The sequence below is a fragment of the Paenalicyclobacillus cellulosilyticus genome (genome assembly GCF_014647315.1).
Taxonomy (GTDB): Bacteria; Bacillota; Bacilli; order Alicyclobacillales; family Alicyclobacillaceae; genus Alicyclobacillus_J; species Alicyclobacillus_J cellulosilyticus.
Genome location: NZ_BMOY01000009.1, coordinates 43,097 through 57,713, shown reverse-complemented (window position 1 = coordinate 57,713; position 14,617 = coordinate 43,097). Strand labels below are relative to the sequence as shown.

At 66.4% G+C, this 14,617-nt stretch carries 17 protein-coding genes; 8 read left to right on the top strand and 9 right to left on the bottom strand.

The window, feature by feature from the left end:
- Positions 1-34: 34 nt before the first annotated feature.
- Positions 35-1,114 carry a phosphodiester glycosidase family protein gene (locus IEX97_RS04440; RefSeq protein ID WP_188881375.1) on the bottom strand — a complete coding sequence of 360 codons (1,080 nt, stop codon included), beginning with the start codon at positions 1,112-1,114 and terminating at the stop codon, positions 35-37.
- A gap of 107 nt (positions 1,115-1,221) precedes the next feature.
- Positions 1,222-1,608: a sulfurtransferase gene (locus tag IEX97_RS04435; RefSeq protein WP_188881374.1), complete on the bottom strand. Its 387-nt coding sequence runs from the start codon at positions 1,606-1,608 to the stop codon at positions 1,222-1,224.
- Between the two features lie 143 nt (positions 1,609-1,751).
- Between IEX97_RS04435 and IEX97_RS04430 the strand changes: the two genes are divergently transcribed.
- The 3 genes from IEX97_RS04430 to IEX97_RS04420 all read left to right on the top strand — a co-directional run bounded on the left by IEX97_RS04430 (position 1,752) and on the right by IEX97_RS04420 (position 4,523).
- Positions 1,752-2,078, top strand: a complete 327-nt coding sequence (locus tag IEX97_RS04430; protein ID WP_188881373.1) for a hypothetical protein — start codon at positions 1,752-1,754, stop codon at positions 2,076-2,078.
- 257 nt (positions 2,079-2,335) lie between these two features.
- Positions 2,336-3,916: a glucose-6-phosphate dehydrogenase gene (gene zwf, locus IEX97_RS04425; RefSeq protein WP_188881372.1), complete on the top strand. Its 1,581-nt coding sequence runs from the start codon at positions 2,336-2,338 to the stop codon at positions 3,914-3,916.
- A gap of 7 nt (positions 3,917-3,923) precedes the next feature.
- Complete coding sequence (locus IEX97_RS04420; protein WP_229776387.1) at positions 3,924-4,523, top strand: cyclase family protein; 600 nt, start codon at positions 3,924-3,926, stop codon at positions 4,521-4,523.
- Positions 4,524-4,530: 7 nt separating this feature from the next.
- On the opposite strand, the gene IEX97_RS04415 is transcribed toward IEX97_RS04420, so the two are convergent.
- The 3 genes from IEX97_RS04415 to IEX97_RS04405 all read right to left on the bottom strand — a co-directional run bounded on the left by IEX97_RS04415 (position 4,531) and on the right by IEX97_RS04405 (position 6,935).
- Positions 4,531-5,535, bottom strand: a complete 1,005-nt coding sequence (locus IEX97_RS04415) for an SGNH/GDSL hydrolase family protein (protein ID WP_188881370.1) — start codon at positions 5,533-5,535, stop codon at positions 4,531-4,533.
- A gap of 24 nt (positions 5,536-5,559) precedes the next feature.
- Complete coding sequence (locus tag IEX97_RS04410; RefSeq protein ID WP_188881368.1) at positions 5,560-5,820, bottom strand: hypothetical protein; 261 nt, start codon at positions 5,818-5,820, stop codon at positions 5,560-5,562.
- A 197-nt stretch (positions 5,821-6,017) separates the two neighbouring features.
- The gene (locus tag IEX97_RS04405; protein ID WP_188881367.1) at positions 6,018-6,935 is read right to left on the bottom strand and encodes a hypothetical protein; all 918 of its coding nucleotides are present in this window, start codon (positions 6,933-6,935) and stop codon (positions 6,018-6,020) included.
- 138 nt (positions 6,936-7,073) lie between these two features.
- On the opposite strand from IEX97_RS04405, the gene mnmA reads away from it, so the two are divergent.
- Positions 7,074-8,276: a tRNA 2-thiouridine(34) synthase MnmA gene (gene mnmA / locus IEX97_RS04400; RefSeq protein ID WP_188881366.1), complete on the top strand. Its 1,203-nt coding sequence runs from the start codon at positions 7,074-7,076 to the stop codon at positions 8,274-8,276.
- Positions 8,277-8,315: 39 nt separating this feature from the next.
- Here the strand turns inward: mnmA and IEX97_RS04395 are convergent, their stop codons facing one another.
- Both IEX97_RS04395 and IEX97_RS04390 read right to left on the bottom strand, forming a co-directional pair.
- The gene (locus IEX97_RS04395) at positions 8,316-9,389 is read right to left on the bottom strand and encodes a ThiF family adenylyltransferase (protein WP_188881403.1); all 1,074 of its coding nucleotides are present in this window, start codon (positions 9,387-9,389) and stop codon (positions 8,316-8,318) included.
- Between the two features lie 103 nt (positions 9,390-9,492).
- Positions 9,493-10,056, bottom strand: coding sequence for a Uma2 family endonuclease (locus tag IEX97_RS04390; RefSeq protein ID WP_188881365.1), 564 nt, complete (start codon positions 10,054-10,056; stop codon positions 9,493-9,495).
- A gap of 246 nt (positions 10,057-10,302) precedes the next feature.
- On the opposite strand from IEX97_RS04390, the gene thiE reads away from it, so the two are divergent.
- The 4 genes from thiE to IEX97_RS04370 all read left to right on the top strand — a co-directional run bounded on the left by thiE (position 10,303) and on the right by IEX97_RS04370 (position 13,250).
- Complete coding sequence (thiE, locus tag IEX97_RS04385; protein WP_188881364.1) at positions 10,303-10,995, top strand: thiamine phosphate synthase; 693 nt, start codon at positions 10,303-10,305, stop codon at positions 10,993-10,995.
- Positions 10,979-12,166: a glycine oxidase ThiO gene (gene thiO / locus IEX97_RS04380; RefSeq protein WP_188881362.1), complete on the top strand. Its 1,188-nt coding sequence runs from the start codon at positions 10,979-10,981 to the stop codon at positions 12,164-12,166. Before thiE ends, thiO begins: the two co-directional genes overlap by 17 nt.
- A gap of 4 nt (positions 12,167-12,170) precedes the next feature.
- Positions 12,171-12,371 (top strand): sulfur carrier protein ThiS, encoded by a 201-nt coding sequence (gene thiS, locus IEX97_RS04375; protein WP_188881361.1) that lies wholly within the window; start codon positions 12,171-12,173, stop codon positions 12,369-12,371.
- A 96-nt stretch (positions 12,372-12,467) separates the two neighbouring features.
- Entirely contained in the window at positions 12,468-13,250 is a 783-nt protein-coding gene (locus tag IEX97_RS04370) for a thiazole synthase (protein WP_373289398.1), read from the top strand.
- 275 nt (positions 13,251-13,525) lie between these two features.
- On the opposite strand, the gene IEX97_RS04365 is transcribed toward IEX97_RS04370, so the two are convergent.
- Together IEX97_RS04365 and IEX97_RS04360 are read right to left on the bottom strand one after the other, a co-directional pair.
- Positions 13,526-14,038 (bottom strand): hypothetical protein, encoded by a 513-nt coding sequence (locus tag IEX97_RS04365; RefSeq protein WP_188881359.1) that lies wholly within the window; start codon positions 14,036-14,038, stop codon positions 13,526-13,528.
- A gap of 253 nt (positions 14,039-14,291) precedes the next feature.
- Entirely contained in the window at positions 14,292-14,600 is a 309-nt protein-coding gene (locus IEX97_RS04360; protein WP_188881358.1) for a hypothetical protein, read from the bottom strand.
- Positions 14,601-14,617: the final 17 nt, after the last annotated feature.

The window sequence follows — 14,617 nt, the reverse complement described above, 5'->3', positions numbered from 1 at the left end:
GGTGCGCACTCGGCGCGCCACAGTGCGCGCGGCGTCACATGCCGGCATGGTACGCATTGGCCGCCGCCTCGGTAGGAAACACCAGCCATGCGTCCGGCAGATGGCGTTCGCCGTGCGGATCGATGGTCGACGGGGCGTTGATGATCTTCCCGTGGTAGTACAACACACTCGACGATCCGCCGTCCATCGCGCAGGCGTTGACGGCGCCGTACTGGAGCATCAGGTCCATCACCTGGCGCTGGCTGGCGCCCATGCCGGCCCCGCCGTGGAAGCGGCCGTTGAGCACGATGAAGATGACGGTCCCGTCGCGGGCTTGTCCAATCGCGGTGCGCGGGCCCAAGCCCCAGCCGCCGTCACCCACCGTGATCATCGGCTTGCCGTTGACGACAAGCTCCGGCCGGAACTGCATCGCGTCGCGCACCCCCATCGCTTGCAATGCGGGCACCGTGTAGTGGCCCATCACCAAGAGCCCGCTCGACGTAAAACCGACCGTCGTCCAGGCGGGATCGTTTTTCGCCGGGTGCACGAGCACACCGTCCACGTACTCGAGGCCGACCGGGATCCCACCCCAGCCGTTGCCGTTCGGGTCCTCGAAGCCGCTGGCGTTCGTTCCGGCCACGGCGCCGACGCGCCGAGCCATGTCGGTGATGTACTCGCCCTCGCTGCCGTGGACGTGCGCTTCCACCAAGCGGATGAGGCGAGGGTCGTGGACCAGCATCACATACCCGTTGTAGGTGGAACCGCGGACAAAGTGCACCTCAATGACCGGACCGCGGCCGCTCCACCCGCCGGGACGGACCATCCCGGAGAGCCCGGTGTTGAACACCGGGGCGTTGATCTGCTTCCACAGTTGCGCGTACTCATGCGGCGTCACCAACCAGTGCGCCCATCGGCTGTGGCGCGTGGAGATGACCGTCTCCGCCAACAAGAGGCGCAGCTGCCGCCCCCATGGCGTGAGAAAGCTGAGGACGGCCATCCCCACGAACCCTAGCACGCAAAACGCGAGTGCAGACAGAGTTCCGACAAGCCAAAACAGCCGCCGGCGCCGGCGGCGTTCGCGCCTGGCAGCCTGTGTCTGGATCGCGACGTTTGCAGACGGAACGCGGCTTGGCATGTGGTCGTCCCTCCTCCGCCGCGCCAGAACGCGGCACAACCTCCATTATAGCTGGATCGGCCGCCAAGGACGGCAACGGACGGGGGGAACATGTTTCCATACCGGCGTCAAGGTCCCGTGGCGACAGGATGCTCCGGATACGAGCACCAGTCGCTCCAGCTGCCCGCGTAGAGCCTCGCGTCCGGTTTGCCGGCGAGCGCCAGCGCAAACAAGTTGGCGCACGCCGTCACGCCCGATCCGCAGTACGCGATGACCTCGCTCCCGTCCGCGAGCACATCGCGGAACCGCGCCCGCTGCAGCTCGGGCGGCAACCAACGGCCGTCCTCGCCGAGGCCCTCCTGCCAAGGGCGGTTGACGGCGCCCGGGATGTGGCCTGCCTTCGGATCGAGCGGTTCGGTCTCTCCGCGGTACCGCTCCGGGGCGCGGGCATCGATGAGCACGGCGTCCCTGCGCCCGGCCACCACGTCGCGGACGTCGTCCACGGTGATGAGCATGCGCCACGCCTCCTCATCCTCCCCGGCTGCAAGACAGACGCCGTACGCCGGGGTGTGCGTTTGCTCATACAATGCAACAATTCGCGCAGGAACGCCAGCGGCTCGCCGCGCGGCTGTGGCTGCGCCGACGAGGAGGACGGTCCATGCCCTGCGATCCGCAAGTGAGAACCGGCACCGTGGAATTGACTTCTGAAAACTACGACCGCATCCAGGAGGCGGCCGACCGGGGACAAAACCTCTGGCGGCTCGATCCGGTGCGCACCGCGCAAGTGGTGGGCAGTGCGGTGCTCGGGCTGCGCCCGACCGATGTGTACACGTTGGTCGAACAGTACTACGACCCGGGCTCCGGACTGCAGCACGCGGTGGTGCGGGTCCAGCACGGCCGCTGCACCTACCTGGTGGAGTTGTACCAGCCCCGCCGGCAGGGGCGGGGCGGCATCTGGGTCGTGCACGCGGTGACCGAGTTGTAACATCCGGCCACCGCGTGACCCATGCATCCGCCGACCATCCGCCGCCAACATGGAGCACCCCATCCGGCACCCGGCCAAGCCTGGCACCGCATCGCACTTGCCCGCAACGCTCAGGCAGCTTGTACACAGGTCACCGTTGCATTTGGTACAATAAGCCTCGGCTGGGTGTACGCAGTGCGCCGGCCGCTGCGCTTGGATGCAATGCGGCGACGGCCGTAAGAAAAACGGTCGCAATACTCCGGCTAAAGGATGATCCGATGCTCTGGGAAGAAACCACATCCACCCTGTCTCCGTTCACCTTCGTCCTGTTCGGCGCCACGGGCGACCTGGCGAAGCGCAAGCTGTTGCCTGCCTTTTTCAATTTGTACCACAACGGCAAGCTGCCGCCTTCGTTCGCGGTCATCGGCGTCGCCCGCCGGAAATTGGATGACGAGAGCTTCCGGGCCGCGTTGGAGGAAGCGGTGCGCGCACACGCCCGCTACCAGGTTCACGACATCAACTGGCGCGACTTTGCGCGGCACTTCTACTACTGCTCGGTGGACGTGACGCAACTGGCCGATTTCGAACGCCTGTACCAGCGTGTGCGGGAGCTGGAAGAGAGCGGGATTGGCACGGGCAACCGCATGTTTTATCTGGCGATGGCCCCCGAACGCTTCGGCGAAACCGCACACCGCCTGCAAGCAGCCGGTTTTACGCAGACGAAGGGTTGGAAGCGGCTCATCATCGAGAAGCCGTTCGGGGAAGATTACGGGTCCGCGCAGCGGTTGAACGAGGAAGTCACCCAGGTGTTCCGCGAGGAGGAGATCTTCCGGATCGATCACTATCTCGGCAAGGAGATGGTGCAGAACATCGAGGTGATCCGGTTCGCCAACTCGCTGTTCGAGCCGCTGTGGAACAACCGCTGCATCGCCAACGTGCAGATTACGTCCAGCGAGACGGTCGGGGTCGAGGAGCGCGCGGCGTATTACGACAAGGCGGGCGCCTTGCGCGACATGTTCCAAAACCACATGCTGCAGATGGTCACGATGATTGCCATGGAGCCCCCGAGCCGCCTGATGACCGAGGCCATCCGCGACGAAAAGGTGAAGGTGTTGCAATCCCTGCGTCCCTACGGGCGCGCGGAGGTACGCCAACACATCGTCCGCGGCCAGTACGGCGAAGGGGAGATTCAGGGCAAAGCGGTGCCCGCGTACCGCGACGAACCGAACGTGGCACCGGGATCGCGCACGGAGACGTTCATCGCCGCCCGCCTCTACATCGACAACTTCCGCTGGGCCGGCGTGCCGTTCTACGTGCGCACCGGCAAGCGCATGGCCGCGAAGGCGACGGAAATCGTCATCCAGTTCCGCGACATGCCGCGCCACCTTTACTTCAACCAGGACGGGACGCTCGGGCCGAACCTGCTCGTCATCCGCGTTCAGCCGCAGGAGGGCATGTACCTGCAGTTCAACGTCAAACGCCCGGGCACCGAGGGCGGTGTCATCCCGGTGGCGATGGAATTCAGCCACAGCGGGAGCGAATCGCCGGAGGCGTACGAGCGGCTGCTCCACGACGCCTTGCGCGGCGACTCCACGTTCTTCACCCGCTGGGACGAGGTGGCGCTCGCCTGGAAGTTCGTCGACCCCATCGCGGAAGCGTTTGCGAACGACCCGGACCTGCCGCTGGCGACGTACCGGGCAGGTTCGTGGGGCCCCGAGGCGGCCGAAGCGCTCACGGCGGCGGACGGATTCCGCTGGTGGCCCATCGGCGCGGACGCGCCGGTGGCGGACGCGGCTCGCGCCCGGCTGGGACAGCCGGTGGCGCGCAACGGGAGGGATGGCCGTGCGCATCTTGTATGACGTGACGATGCCCATTCACGAGGGCATGATGGTGTACAAGAACAAGGCGGAGAAGCGGCCGGCGTTTGCAACGACGGCCGACTTCCCGACGCACGGGGTGCACGAGACGAAGGTGCACCTCGACGTCCATACCGGGACCCACATCGACGCGCCCCTGCATATGTTGCCGGGCGGAGCGACGATTGACCAGCTCGATGTCCGACGCTTGGTGCGGCCGGTGCGCGTCCTCGACCTGACGGACGTTCAAGACGCCATCCACGCAGACGACCTAGTGCGGTTTGACCCGCAGCCGGACGACTTTCTGTTGCTGAAGACGCGCAATTCCTTCGCGGAGGCGTTCGACTTCGAATTTGTGTATGTGGCGGAAGACGCCGCCCGCTTGCTGGCCGAGCGGCGCGTGGCCGGCGTCGGCGTGGACGGGCTCGGCATCGAGCGCGGCCAGCCGGGCCACCCGACCCACAAAACGCTCTTTCAAGCGGGCGTCGTGATTGTCGAAGGGGTGTGGTTGCGCGAGGTGCCGGCCGGATCGTACTGGATGATTGCCCTACCGTTGCCGCTCGTCGGCGCGGACGCATCGCCCGCGCGCATCCTGCTCGCCGAGGCTTGACGGCCTGTTACGGCATGACGCGCCGGGACGGGCTGCCGCCTTGGCCGGCGGCGCGAGCGCCGGGTACACCCGCCGGGGTGGTTCCGCCCGCAGCCGGTGCAGACGGAGCCGGCGTCCCGGCGGGTGCCGGCGTACAGGGGGTGCCCGCGCCGGTGCCGCCTTGCGTGCCTGCGGTGTTCCCTCCCGTCGCCCCCGCCGGGGTGCCGCCCGGGGTGCCCGGCGCCTGCCCGCCGGTTTGCGGCGTTTGAAACACGATGGGCTGCGTCCCGAACGTCTGAATCAGGTTTTGATAGAGGATGCGGCCTGCGAGCACGTGGCCGGCGGTGTTCGGGTGCCAGCCGTCGCCCATGTACGGTTCGTACGTCTGATGGGTGCGGGTCAGGTAGTCCTTCATCTGATCGAACACGTCGAACACATAGACGTTAGGATCGTTCAGGTCTTGGACGAACTTCACCTCGGCGTCGACGTACGCCTGCTGCGCTGTGGGATATTGGGTGTACGACGCCCGCGTCACCGGCGGCGTGACGATGAACACCACCGCATGATGGGCCAGCGCCTCGTTCACCTCGTTGCGCAGGTGAAGGAGGAACTGGTCCATCGGTGTCTTGGGGCGTGCGTCGTTCAAAAGCCCCCAGGCGATGACGACAATCTGCGGCTTGTCCGTGTTCAGCCACGTCTCGTACTTCCCTTTGTACATCGTGTCGAGCTGGGTGCCGTTGGCCCCGATGATGGTCCGGTCGATGTACTGGTACGCCGTCGGCGTGTGGTTCGTCAGTTCGATGAACGCCCGGCGCAGAAACCCGAGGTGTTCCGAGTCCTTCCACCCGTGCGCGACCGATCCCCCGATGGTCATCACCCGCTCGGTGCGGGTGTGGTACGTCACGCGCGCGAAGCGCAGGGACGAACCGGGCGCCGGCGGGCGTGAGGTCCATGCCTCCCAGGCCAAGCGGGCGGTGCACACCGCCGCCGCCAACCCCATCGCGCCCGCCACCCATGCGATGCGTCGCCGCAATCCCATCTCCTCCTCACGGCCCACTCAACGCGGCCCGTCGTCCCTCAGCTCTTCGTCGATCCGGCGCTCGATCTCCTCGTCCGTCAAGTCGAACTCGCGCGCCATCCGCCGCGCCAGCTCCCGTTGCTCGTAGTAGTAACGCCGCAACTGCTCCCGGCGCGCCTCCTTGTCCCGCGGCCGGCGCCGCCGCGTCACCAGGCGGTAGATGCCGTAACTCGCGAGGCTCGTCGCCAGGAGCATCAACAGGCTGGTCAGCGGATCGCCAAATCCGAAACCGATGATCACCCTCGTTCACCACCGCCGCCGCGCCCGGCGGACGCAAACCCTGCCGCTCTCCCATCCAAGATGCGTCGCCAGGCACGCCCTCTATTCTAACACCGATCACCTTGATTTTTTCTAAATGGCGCGAACCGATGCGCCGGACCCCTGACCGCATCTTCAGGCATCAGGCTTCGTTGCCCATCCCGGCAGCGCGGGCGGGATTAGCGCTGCCGCTCCCACATCGAAGGGGGAAGCTTGCCCACCGTGGCCATCAGCAGCTCGTACAAATCCGCCTGCAGCGCCTCTTGGGGCGACATGCCGAGCTGCCGTGCGAGGTCCGCCACCGTGTAGCGCTCTTTGCGCAAGGTGCGCATCGCCTTCTGCCACTGGTCGATGTGCGGGCCGTGGTAGTCGATGAGAAACTCCCACTTTTCCCGGTCTATCTGGAGCACCGCCTCCAGCATGTCGCTCACCACTTCGACCGTCGCGCCCTGGGCCCCCTTCTCGAACAGGCGCTGGCGAAAGACATGCTTGATGAGCGCCTCCTCGGAGAACTCAAGCAGAAACGGCGGCATGATGTATCCTACCGGCAGCTTGGCGCGCGCCGCCTGGAGTTGCTCCGCCCGCTCCAATTTGGCCAGGCGGATGACTTCGCGGATCCGCTCCAGCTCCTCCTCGTATTCCTCCGGATGCTTGGCCTCGACGGGCAGTTCAAAGCCCCAAGGGACGTTGGCCCGCTGCCCGCCGGCGATGCGTGTCGGCCGGCCGACCGTGTAGGTGACCAGGTGGTCGTAAACCGGCTTGCCGACACCGATGTACAGGAACAACACCGTCTCGCCGCGGATGGGTTCATACGAGTGACCGGCCGCGACCATGCTGCGCAGGAAGCGGTCGGTGTTCGCCATGTCGTGGTACTTGCCGAGGTAGAGACTGGCCTTGAAGGCGCTGCTCAGGCGCGACTGGTCGGTCGCCCGCAGGGCGACGACGCGCCGGTGCTGGCGCACCTGCCAGCCCTGATCCACATAACACACGTTGATGTAACGCTCCAGGTTGTCGAGGTGCTGCGCAATCGGCACCATGTCGGTGAGAAACCGCAGCCGCGGGTGGTTCAAAATGACATCCCGGTCAAGGGTAAACACGCCGTCGCCTCCTTCTGTGTCCATCCCGTATGGGAATCCGGCCGGATGGCCATGGCCCGGCCCGGACGGCGGGCGGCCATACCGCCGCTTGACTTGTACCCGCAGGCGGCTACACTGGTAGGGCAAGAGGTGAGGCCCATGACCAAGCCGCAAAGCGCCATCCGCGTCGTCGTCGGCATGTCGGGCGGGGTTGATTCGTCCGTGGCCGCCTGGCTGCTCAAGCAACAGGGGTACGACGTCGTGGGCGTGTTTATGAAGAACTGGGATGAAGAAGACCCGACCGGCGCCTGCACGGCGGCGGAGGACTTCGCGGACGTCGCGCGGGTGTGCGAGCAAATCGGCATTCCGTACTACAGCGTGAACTTCGCGCGCGAGTACTTCGACAGGGTGTTCACCCACTTCCTGCGCGAGTATGAGCAGGGGCGCACCCCCAACCCGGATGTGCTCTGCAACCGGGAAATCAAGTTCAAGGAACTGCTTGCGTTGGCGCAGAGCCTCGGCGCCGACTACCTGGCCACCGGTCACTACGCACGCGTGGCGGTGCGTGACGGACGTTACCGGCTTTTGCGGGCTGTGGACGCAAACAAGGACCAGACGTACTTCTTATACATGCTCGGGCAAGCGCCGCTCGCCAAGGCGATGTTTCCGATTGGCCACCTGACCAAGCCGCAGGTGCGGGAGATCGCCCGCGCGGCCGGCCTCGCCACGGCGGAGAAGAAGGACAGCACCGGCATCTGTTTCATCGGCGAGCGGAACATGCGCGCGTTTCTCCAACGCTACCTCCCCGCCCAGCCCGGTGAGATGCGCAGCCTCGACGGCCGCCTGATGGGCCGGCATGAGGGGCTGATGTACTACACCATCGGCCAACGGCACGGTTTGCGCATCGGCGGTCAAGGCAGCGGCGAGCCGTGGTTCGTCGTCGGCAAGGACGTTGCCCGCAACATCCTGTGGGTGGCGCAAGGAGCGAACCACCCAAGCCTGTATTCCACCGGGCTCATCGCGTCCGACCTGCACTGGGTCGCGGGTGAACCGCCGGGTGAACGATTCGTATGTACCGCCCGCTTCCGCCACCGGCAGCCGGACCAGCCGGTGACCGTGACGTTGCTGCCCGGCGGCCAGTGCCGGATTGACTTCGCCGCGGCGCAGCGGGCCATCACGCCGGGCCAGGCGGTCGTCCTGTACGACGGCGATGAGTGCCTGGGCGGGGGCACCATCGAGCGGGCGTTCGGGGGCGGCCAGGAACTGATTGAAGCCGCCATGCGCCGGTTCGCGGCTTCCGCGGACAGCCCGGCGGCCCACCAGAACTTGATGGACTCCGTCGCGGCGCTCCCGGCACGGTAAGGCCCTGGCGGCGCTGCCAACCGGCGGCGCTGCCGGCGCTCACATCCCGATGTAGCGCGCATACAAGGCGCGCGCTTGCGCCGGATCGGAGACGCCGTGCACCAGCGCCCGCCCGTCCGGGAACAGGGTGATTTGGACGGCGCCCAGATCCACGCGCAGCAGGTGGGCGTTGTGCTGCACCTTGCCGACCGCTTGCAGGCGCGAAGCGAGACGGTCCAGGTCCAGCCGCTCCCCGGGTTGCGCATGGTTCGGCCGCACCTGGACCGTATTGCGGCCGCACAGCGACACCGCCAGCGCGTCAGGTCTTGGCGCGAGCATGGCGAACTCGCGCCGGCCGCAACACGGGCAGTCCGCGCGGGGCGGGCCGAAGCGGACGGTGCCGAATTCATTGTGCCACACGTCGATGTGGACAAGCCCCGGTGCGAGCGCGCCGAGGTTGCCGGTGAGGTACTTGAGCACCTCGGCCACCTGCAGGGAGGCGATGATGCTCACCACCGGCGCAATGACCCCGACCGTGTCGCACGTGTCGTGCCCGCCGCCGGCATCGGGTCCGAACAAGCAGACCAGGCAGGGCGTGTCGCCGGGCCGCAGGAATGCGGCGGTTCCGTACGAGCTGACCGCCCCGCCGTACGCCCAAGGGATGCCGTGCTTGACGGCCACGTCATTGATGAGGTAGCGCACCTCGAAGTTGTCCGTCCCGTCCACGATGACGTCCACATCCGCCAGCAACGGCTCCGCGTTGCGCCACGTGAGGTCGGTCACGCACGGCTCCAGGGCGACGGCCGCGTTGGCAAGGCGCAATTTGTCCGCCGCCGCGACCGCTTTCGCCGCGTGGCCGGCCGCGTCCGCCTCGTCGTACAGCGACTGGCGCTGCAGGTTGGACGGCTCGACGATGTCGCGATCGATGAGGCGGACATACCCGACACCGGCACGGACCAACTGGGCCGCCGATGCGGTGCCGAGCGCCCCCAACCCCACCACCGCGACGCGCGCCTTGGCAAGCCTCGCCTGCCCCTCCCGGCCGATGGGCCGAAACAGGATTTGCCGCGAATACCGCTCCCACTCGTCAGGCGGCGCCGGTAACGGTGAAGCATCCGCTTCGTGTACAGACATCGTGCCCATGGCGTCATTCGGCCGACGCTCCCATGCTGCCATGTCTTGGATTCTCCTCATCTCATGCTGCGGGATGTCCGCAAGCATTGTAACCAAAGGGGATTCAACCAGGAAACACCCGCCGCAAATCGACCCGCAGCCCGGCGAACTCCCTGGACCAGAGCGTGTCGCCCGCCTCGTATTCTCCCGCCAAAACGAGATGGTCCGCCTCATCCCGGTGATACAACAACGCCGTCTTCGTCGCCGGATCGACAATCCAATACTCCGGTACACCGACGCGTTGATACAGGTTGAGCTTACGAACCAAGTCGTGCACCGCGGTGGACGGCGACAAGACCTCCACCACCAACCTGGGAACGCCGATGATGCTTGTACCTCGGTGATATGTGCCGCACATTACGAAGATGTCGGGTTGGACCACCGTGGAGGTCGTTTCCGCATCCTCAAAGCGCAGGTCCATCGGCGCATGATACAATCGGCCATCACTTCCTTGCAGGTGTGACTGGATGACAAACTCCAAGGCCGCCGCGACCTCCTGGTGCTCAGCGCTTGGGCTGGCAAGCATATACGCCACACCGTCCACCAACTCCCATCGTTCTGGGCCGTCCCACGTCAGGTAGTCCGCATACGTATACGTCTCGGAACGAGACCGGCTTGGATTGGGCATACCCCTCATCCTTCCGAAGTGTCGCCATTCAACATCATGATACGCGATCTCGCCGCTGTCCGCAGCCAAGCCGCGCACCACCCAAGCCGCGCGACACCTTGACGAAACACCGGCAGCCATGGTAGCCTATCGGACGGCAGGCAAGGTGGCGTTTGCTGGGTTCAGATTGGAAACCCGCCGCACCCTGGATGGGTGCGGCTTTTTTGTCACCTGCACCACCTGACAGCAAAGGACGATGGCATGACGATGTCGTTTGTTTTGCACGTTGTCAGCGACCCGAAGCGGACGGCGCTGCCGCTGTTCGAGGCGCTGGTCCAGAGCGCCCGCGGCGGTGCGGACATCCTGCAGGTGCGGGACAAAAAGGCGCCGGCGGCCGAGACGTTCGCGTTTTGCACGCGGCTGCTTGAAGCCGTGCGCCATCACGGCGCCGCACCGGGCGTGATCGTCAACGATCGCGTCGATGTGGCGATGGCCGCTGGCGCCCACGGGGTGCACCTGGCGGCCAAGTCACTGCCGCCCGGGGCGGTGCGCAGGTTGCGTGCGGCAGCCGGGTGGGCGGGGGTCATCGGTTGCTCTGTCCACAGCTATGAAGCTGCCGTGGCCGCCGCCGAGCAAGGTGCGGACTACATCACGTTCGGGCACGTGTTCGCGAGCGAGTCTCATCCCGGCGTACCGCCGCGCGGCCTCCATGAGCTGCGCCGGATCGTCGAGGCGGTGCCCATCCCGGTCGTCGCCATCGGCGGCATTGACCGCACGAACCTGGACCTGGTCTTGGAGACGGGGGTGAGCGGGATTGCGGTCATCGGCGCGGTTCTGGCGCAGGACGACCCTTGCCGGGCCGCGTCCGCCCTCAAGGAAGCCATGGCGAAAAGCCGCGCCAAACCGCGCCACCCGTTCCCGCGGCTGCGAGGAGGAGAGCACGATGCCACGACCCTATGACGTGTTGGTGGTGGGCGGCGGGGCCATCGGCATGGCCACCGCCTGGCGGCTCGCACAGACCGGCCGTACCGTGTTGCTGGTGGACCAAGGGCGGCTCGGCGGCGAAGCGTCAAGCGCGGCGGCCGGGATGCTCGGCGCACAACTGGAGGCGCATGAACCCGGCCCGTTCTTCCGCCTCTGCCTGGAGAGCAGGTCCCGCTATCCCGCTTTCGCCGCCGAACTGCTCGAGGAGACGGGGATTGACATCCAGTGGGTGCAAAACGGCATCCTCCAGGTGGCGCCGGATGAGGCACGGGCACAGGTCCTGCGCGATCGCGCTGCCTGGCAGGAGGCGGCTGGCGCGCGGACGGCGTGGTGGACGGCGGACGACATCCGGGCGCGGGAACCGCTGGTTTCCCCCGGCGCAGGCGGCCTGTTCCTGCCGGATGACGGCAACGTGTCGGCCGCCCACCTGACGCAGGCGCTGGCCGTCGCCGTCAGGCAGCGGGCGGACGTTCGCGAAGGCGCCGTGGTGACACGGATAGAACCGACCGGCGGCCGCGTGCGCGTCACCACCATCGACGCGGTGTATGAGGCGGAGCGGGCCGTCATCGCGGCCGGTGCCTGGGCGGGGCCGCTCTTGGCGCAGGTCGGCGTCGCCACCGCCATCCGCCCGGTCAAAGGGCAGTTGTTCGCCCTGCGGCCGCGCGGCGGCGGACGGCTCGTGCGCACCGTGTCGGCGCCCGGCATCTACCTCGTCCCGAAGCGGGACGGCACCATCGTGGCCGGCGCGACCGAAGAGCATGGTGCCGGGTTCAACCGGGACGTGACCGCGGACGGCCTGTTGCAGTTGCTTACCGCCCTGGCGCGGGTGGCGCCCGGATTGACGGACGCCCAGTTTGTGCGGGCGTGGACCGGGCTGCGGCCGGGATCGCCCGGCGGCGAGCCGCTGATTGGCCCCGCGCCGGAGTACCCGCAGGTCATCGTCTGCGCCGGCCACTTCCGCAACGGCATCCTGCTCGCGCCGCTCACCGCCCAGATGGTGCTCGCCTGGGTGGAGGGCCAGGCGCTGCCGGACGACTGGTTGGCGTTTGCGCCAAGGTGCGCAGAGGGTGAACGCGATGCGGCAAGACGCGAAACCGCCGGGGCGACGGATGCAAAGCCCGCGGCGGATGCGACAAGGAGGCGATGACACGGTGCAACTCGTCATCAACGGTCAGGCGCGCGAGGTGCCGGACGGGCTCACCGTTGCGCAGCTGTTGGAACACCTGGATCTTGGCCATGAACGGGTTGCGGTCGAGTGCAACGGCGAGATTGTCGAGCGTGAGCGGTTCCCAACGCACGCCTTGCAACCAGGCGATGCACTGGAAATCGTCCGCTTCGTCGGCGGCGGCTGAGCCCCGCCGCGCTGCCGCGTAAGCCAAAGAGGGCGGCGCGCCGGCAGCGTCAAGCATGACGTCTTCACGCCACAAGGAGGGACCCCCATGTCCGACCTGTTGACCATCGCCGGCCGTACCTTTCGATCCCGCCTGATGGTGGGGACCGGCAAATACGCGACGTTTCAGTTGATGAAAGAGGCGCTCGCGGCATCGGGGGCGGAGATTGTCACCGTCGCCGTGCGGCGGGTGAACCTTGACCGGCGCGAGGAGTCGCTCCTCGACTACATCGACCTCAACCGCTACTTCCTGCTCCCCAATACGGCCGGCTGCCACACGGCGGAAGAGGCCATTCGCACCGCCCGCTTGGCGCGCGCGGCCGGGCTCTCGAACTGGGTGAAGCTGGAGGTCATCCCGGATGACGGGACGCTGTTGCCCGATCCCATCGCCACGGTGGAAGCGGCGGCGCAGTTGGTGAAGGAAGGGTTCGTCGTGCTCCCGTACACGACGGACGACCACGTCGTCGCCCGCCGCCTGGTGGAGGTGGGTTGCGCCACGGTCATGCCGTTCGGGTCGGCCATCGGGACCGGCCAGGGGCTGCCCGATCCGGACCGGCTGCAGCGGGTCATCGACGCTGTCGGCGGGCGGGTGCCGGTCGTGGTGGACGCCGGGATTGGGGCGCCGTCCGATGCCGCACTGGCGATGGAACTGGGCGCCGACGCGGTGCTCGTCAACACGGCCATCGCCAAGGCGGGCGATCCGGTGACCATGGCGCGCGCCATGGCGCTGGCGGTGGAAGCAGGGCGGATGGCGTACAAAGCCGGACGGATTGCGAAGACACCGGTCGCCTCGCCGAGCAGCCCGACGGAAGGCTTGGTGGGCAAGCCGGCGCAGGCGTAAGCCCCGTGCGCAGCGTACCCCCGCGGCGGAGCGTTTCCTCGTGAGGGCGACTCTCCCGCGGGGCATCCCACACGGAGGTGTTCCCCTCATCGGGACTTCTGCTTGGGCGGGGCTTCCCCCGGTCGCCCGCCGAGAGGTTCGCTTTCTGGAGCCCGAGTCACGTCCGCAATGCCATAACGTAAAGTATGCTAGACCTCAACCGACGGAGGTCACGCAGCATTACCGAGGATAGTGGTTTGGCTTGGGTATGCCTGGCTGCGAACTGACGAGGAGATTCACGTGGTGGTCCAACGAGCCCAGGGGATTTTGCTTCCGTCCAGCAACACCACCTGCCAATCCTTGTAGTAGAACACGTGTTCGGTGAACGGCACCTCCATATACCATACCCGGCCAGCGATGTGTGCGTGGTACGTGGTGTGCCCGCGGTGATACAGCACATCACGAAGCGATTGATCCACTGTTCCCCAGATGAACGTACTGCCGTCCCTGGTAAAACTGTTCATCCCGCCGGAGTCCCAACCTGCAGAGACGACGCGCCATCCCCAGAATGTGTCCTCAAGGAGGAATGCCTCGACCGTACCGCTGTCTTCCGCGCTTGGCATAAACAGCACGACGCGAGAGCCGAAGTGCACTTTCGCGAAGGGGCCGACGGTCGGGGCAAAAAGGTGTTGCGCCTTCTCCGGCGTGCTGTGCCGGGCGACCTCGTAGCGCCAGTCGGCGAGGAAAAATGCCATGCATGCCACAGGAATGACAAGCAACAGCCAGCGCCAGCGTGCTTGCACTTGCACGTTATGTTCTCCTCTCTGAGCGGGATGTGCGTCTTGGCTTGTTCGAAACCGATGAGCAAATCGGCAAGACAAGAGCATCAGCAGGTCGTAGACGAATCAATTTAGAAGATTCCTCAAAATAGAAGTAGGTCGCGGGACTTCACCGATTCCAGGGCGGCACAGTGAGGTCTGCATGCCGACGCCCCGCACCCACAGCGGGTGCTGCCGATGGGAGGTTACCAGGTTACCCCGCATGGGTCGAGGGGCTAAGAGCCTAGATAAAAAGGAGAAGCGCTTGGACCAAAAGCGATGCCACGACCACCAAAACCATGACCAAGGCGCCAACGCGGATCCACGACGGTCCTTTACGCAGCGCATCGTCCTTAAGCCCAAGCGGCCGGTCGCTTGGCACCCTGTCCGCACGATGGATGACGACCTCTTGGTGTGGCGTACGGCTTGGCCATGGACCGGACGCGATGGCGTGCAGGTCCGCCGTCTTCTCCTTTTCTGCTCGTTCCCGCCGCACCTCGTCCAGCGACACCACCCGCGCCAACGGCTGGTTGGTCCCCGAGGGTCTTTTCACGGCGGTCCTTCCTCCCC

What these genes read in the sequence shown, in the direction of transcription:
- IEX97_RS04395 (WP_188881403.1), bottom strand. Translation starts at nt 9,389, where the DNA reads ATGTCTGTACACGAAGCGGATGCTTCACCGTTACCGGCGCCGCCTGAC.
- IEX97_RS04440 (WP_188881375.1), bottom strand. Translation starts at nt 1,114, where the DNA reads ATGCCAAGCCGCGTTCCGTCTGCAAACGTCGCGATCCAGACACAGGCT.
- IEX97_RS04390 (WP_188881365.1), bottom strand. Translation starts at nt 10,056, where the DNA reads ATGCCCAATCCAAGCCGGTCTCGTTCCGAGACGTATACGTATGCGGAC.
- zwf (WP_188881372.1), top strand. Translation starts at nt 2,336, where the DNA reads ATGCTCTGGGAAGAAACCACATCCACCCTGTCTCCGTTCACCTTCGTC.
- thiO (WP_188881362.1), top strand. Translation starts at nt 10,979, where the DNA reads ATGCCACGACCCTATGACGTGTTGGTGGTGGGCGGCGGGGCCATCGGC.
- IEX97_RS04435 (WP_188881374.1), bottom strand. Translation starts at nt 1,608, where the DNA reads ATGCTCATCACCGTGGACGACGTCCGCGACGTGGTGGCCGGGCGCAGG.
- mnmA (WP_188881366.1), top strand. Translation starts at nt 7,074, where the DNA reads ATGACCAAGCCGCAAAGCGCCATCCGCGTCGTCGTCGGCATGTCGGGC.
- IEX97_RS04420 (WP_229776387.1), top strand. Translation starts at nt 3,924, where the DNA reads ATGCCCATTCACGAGGGCATGATGGTGTACAAGAACAAGGCGGAGAAG.
- thiE (WP_188881364.1), top strand. Translation starts at nt 10,303, where the DNA reads ATGTCGTTTGTTTTGCACGTTGTCAGCGACCCGAAGCGGACGGCGCTG.
- IEX97_RS04430 (WP_188881373.1), top strand. Translation starts at nt 1,752, where the DNA reads ATGCCCTGCGATCCGCAAGTGAGAACCGGCACCGTGGAATTGACTTCT.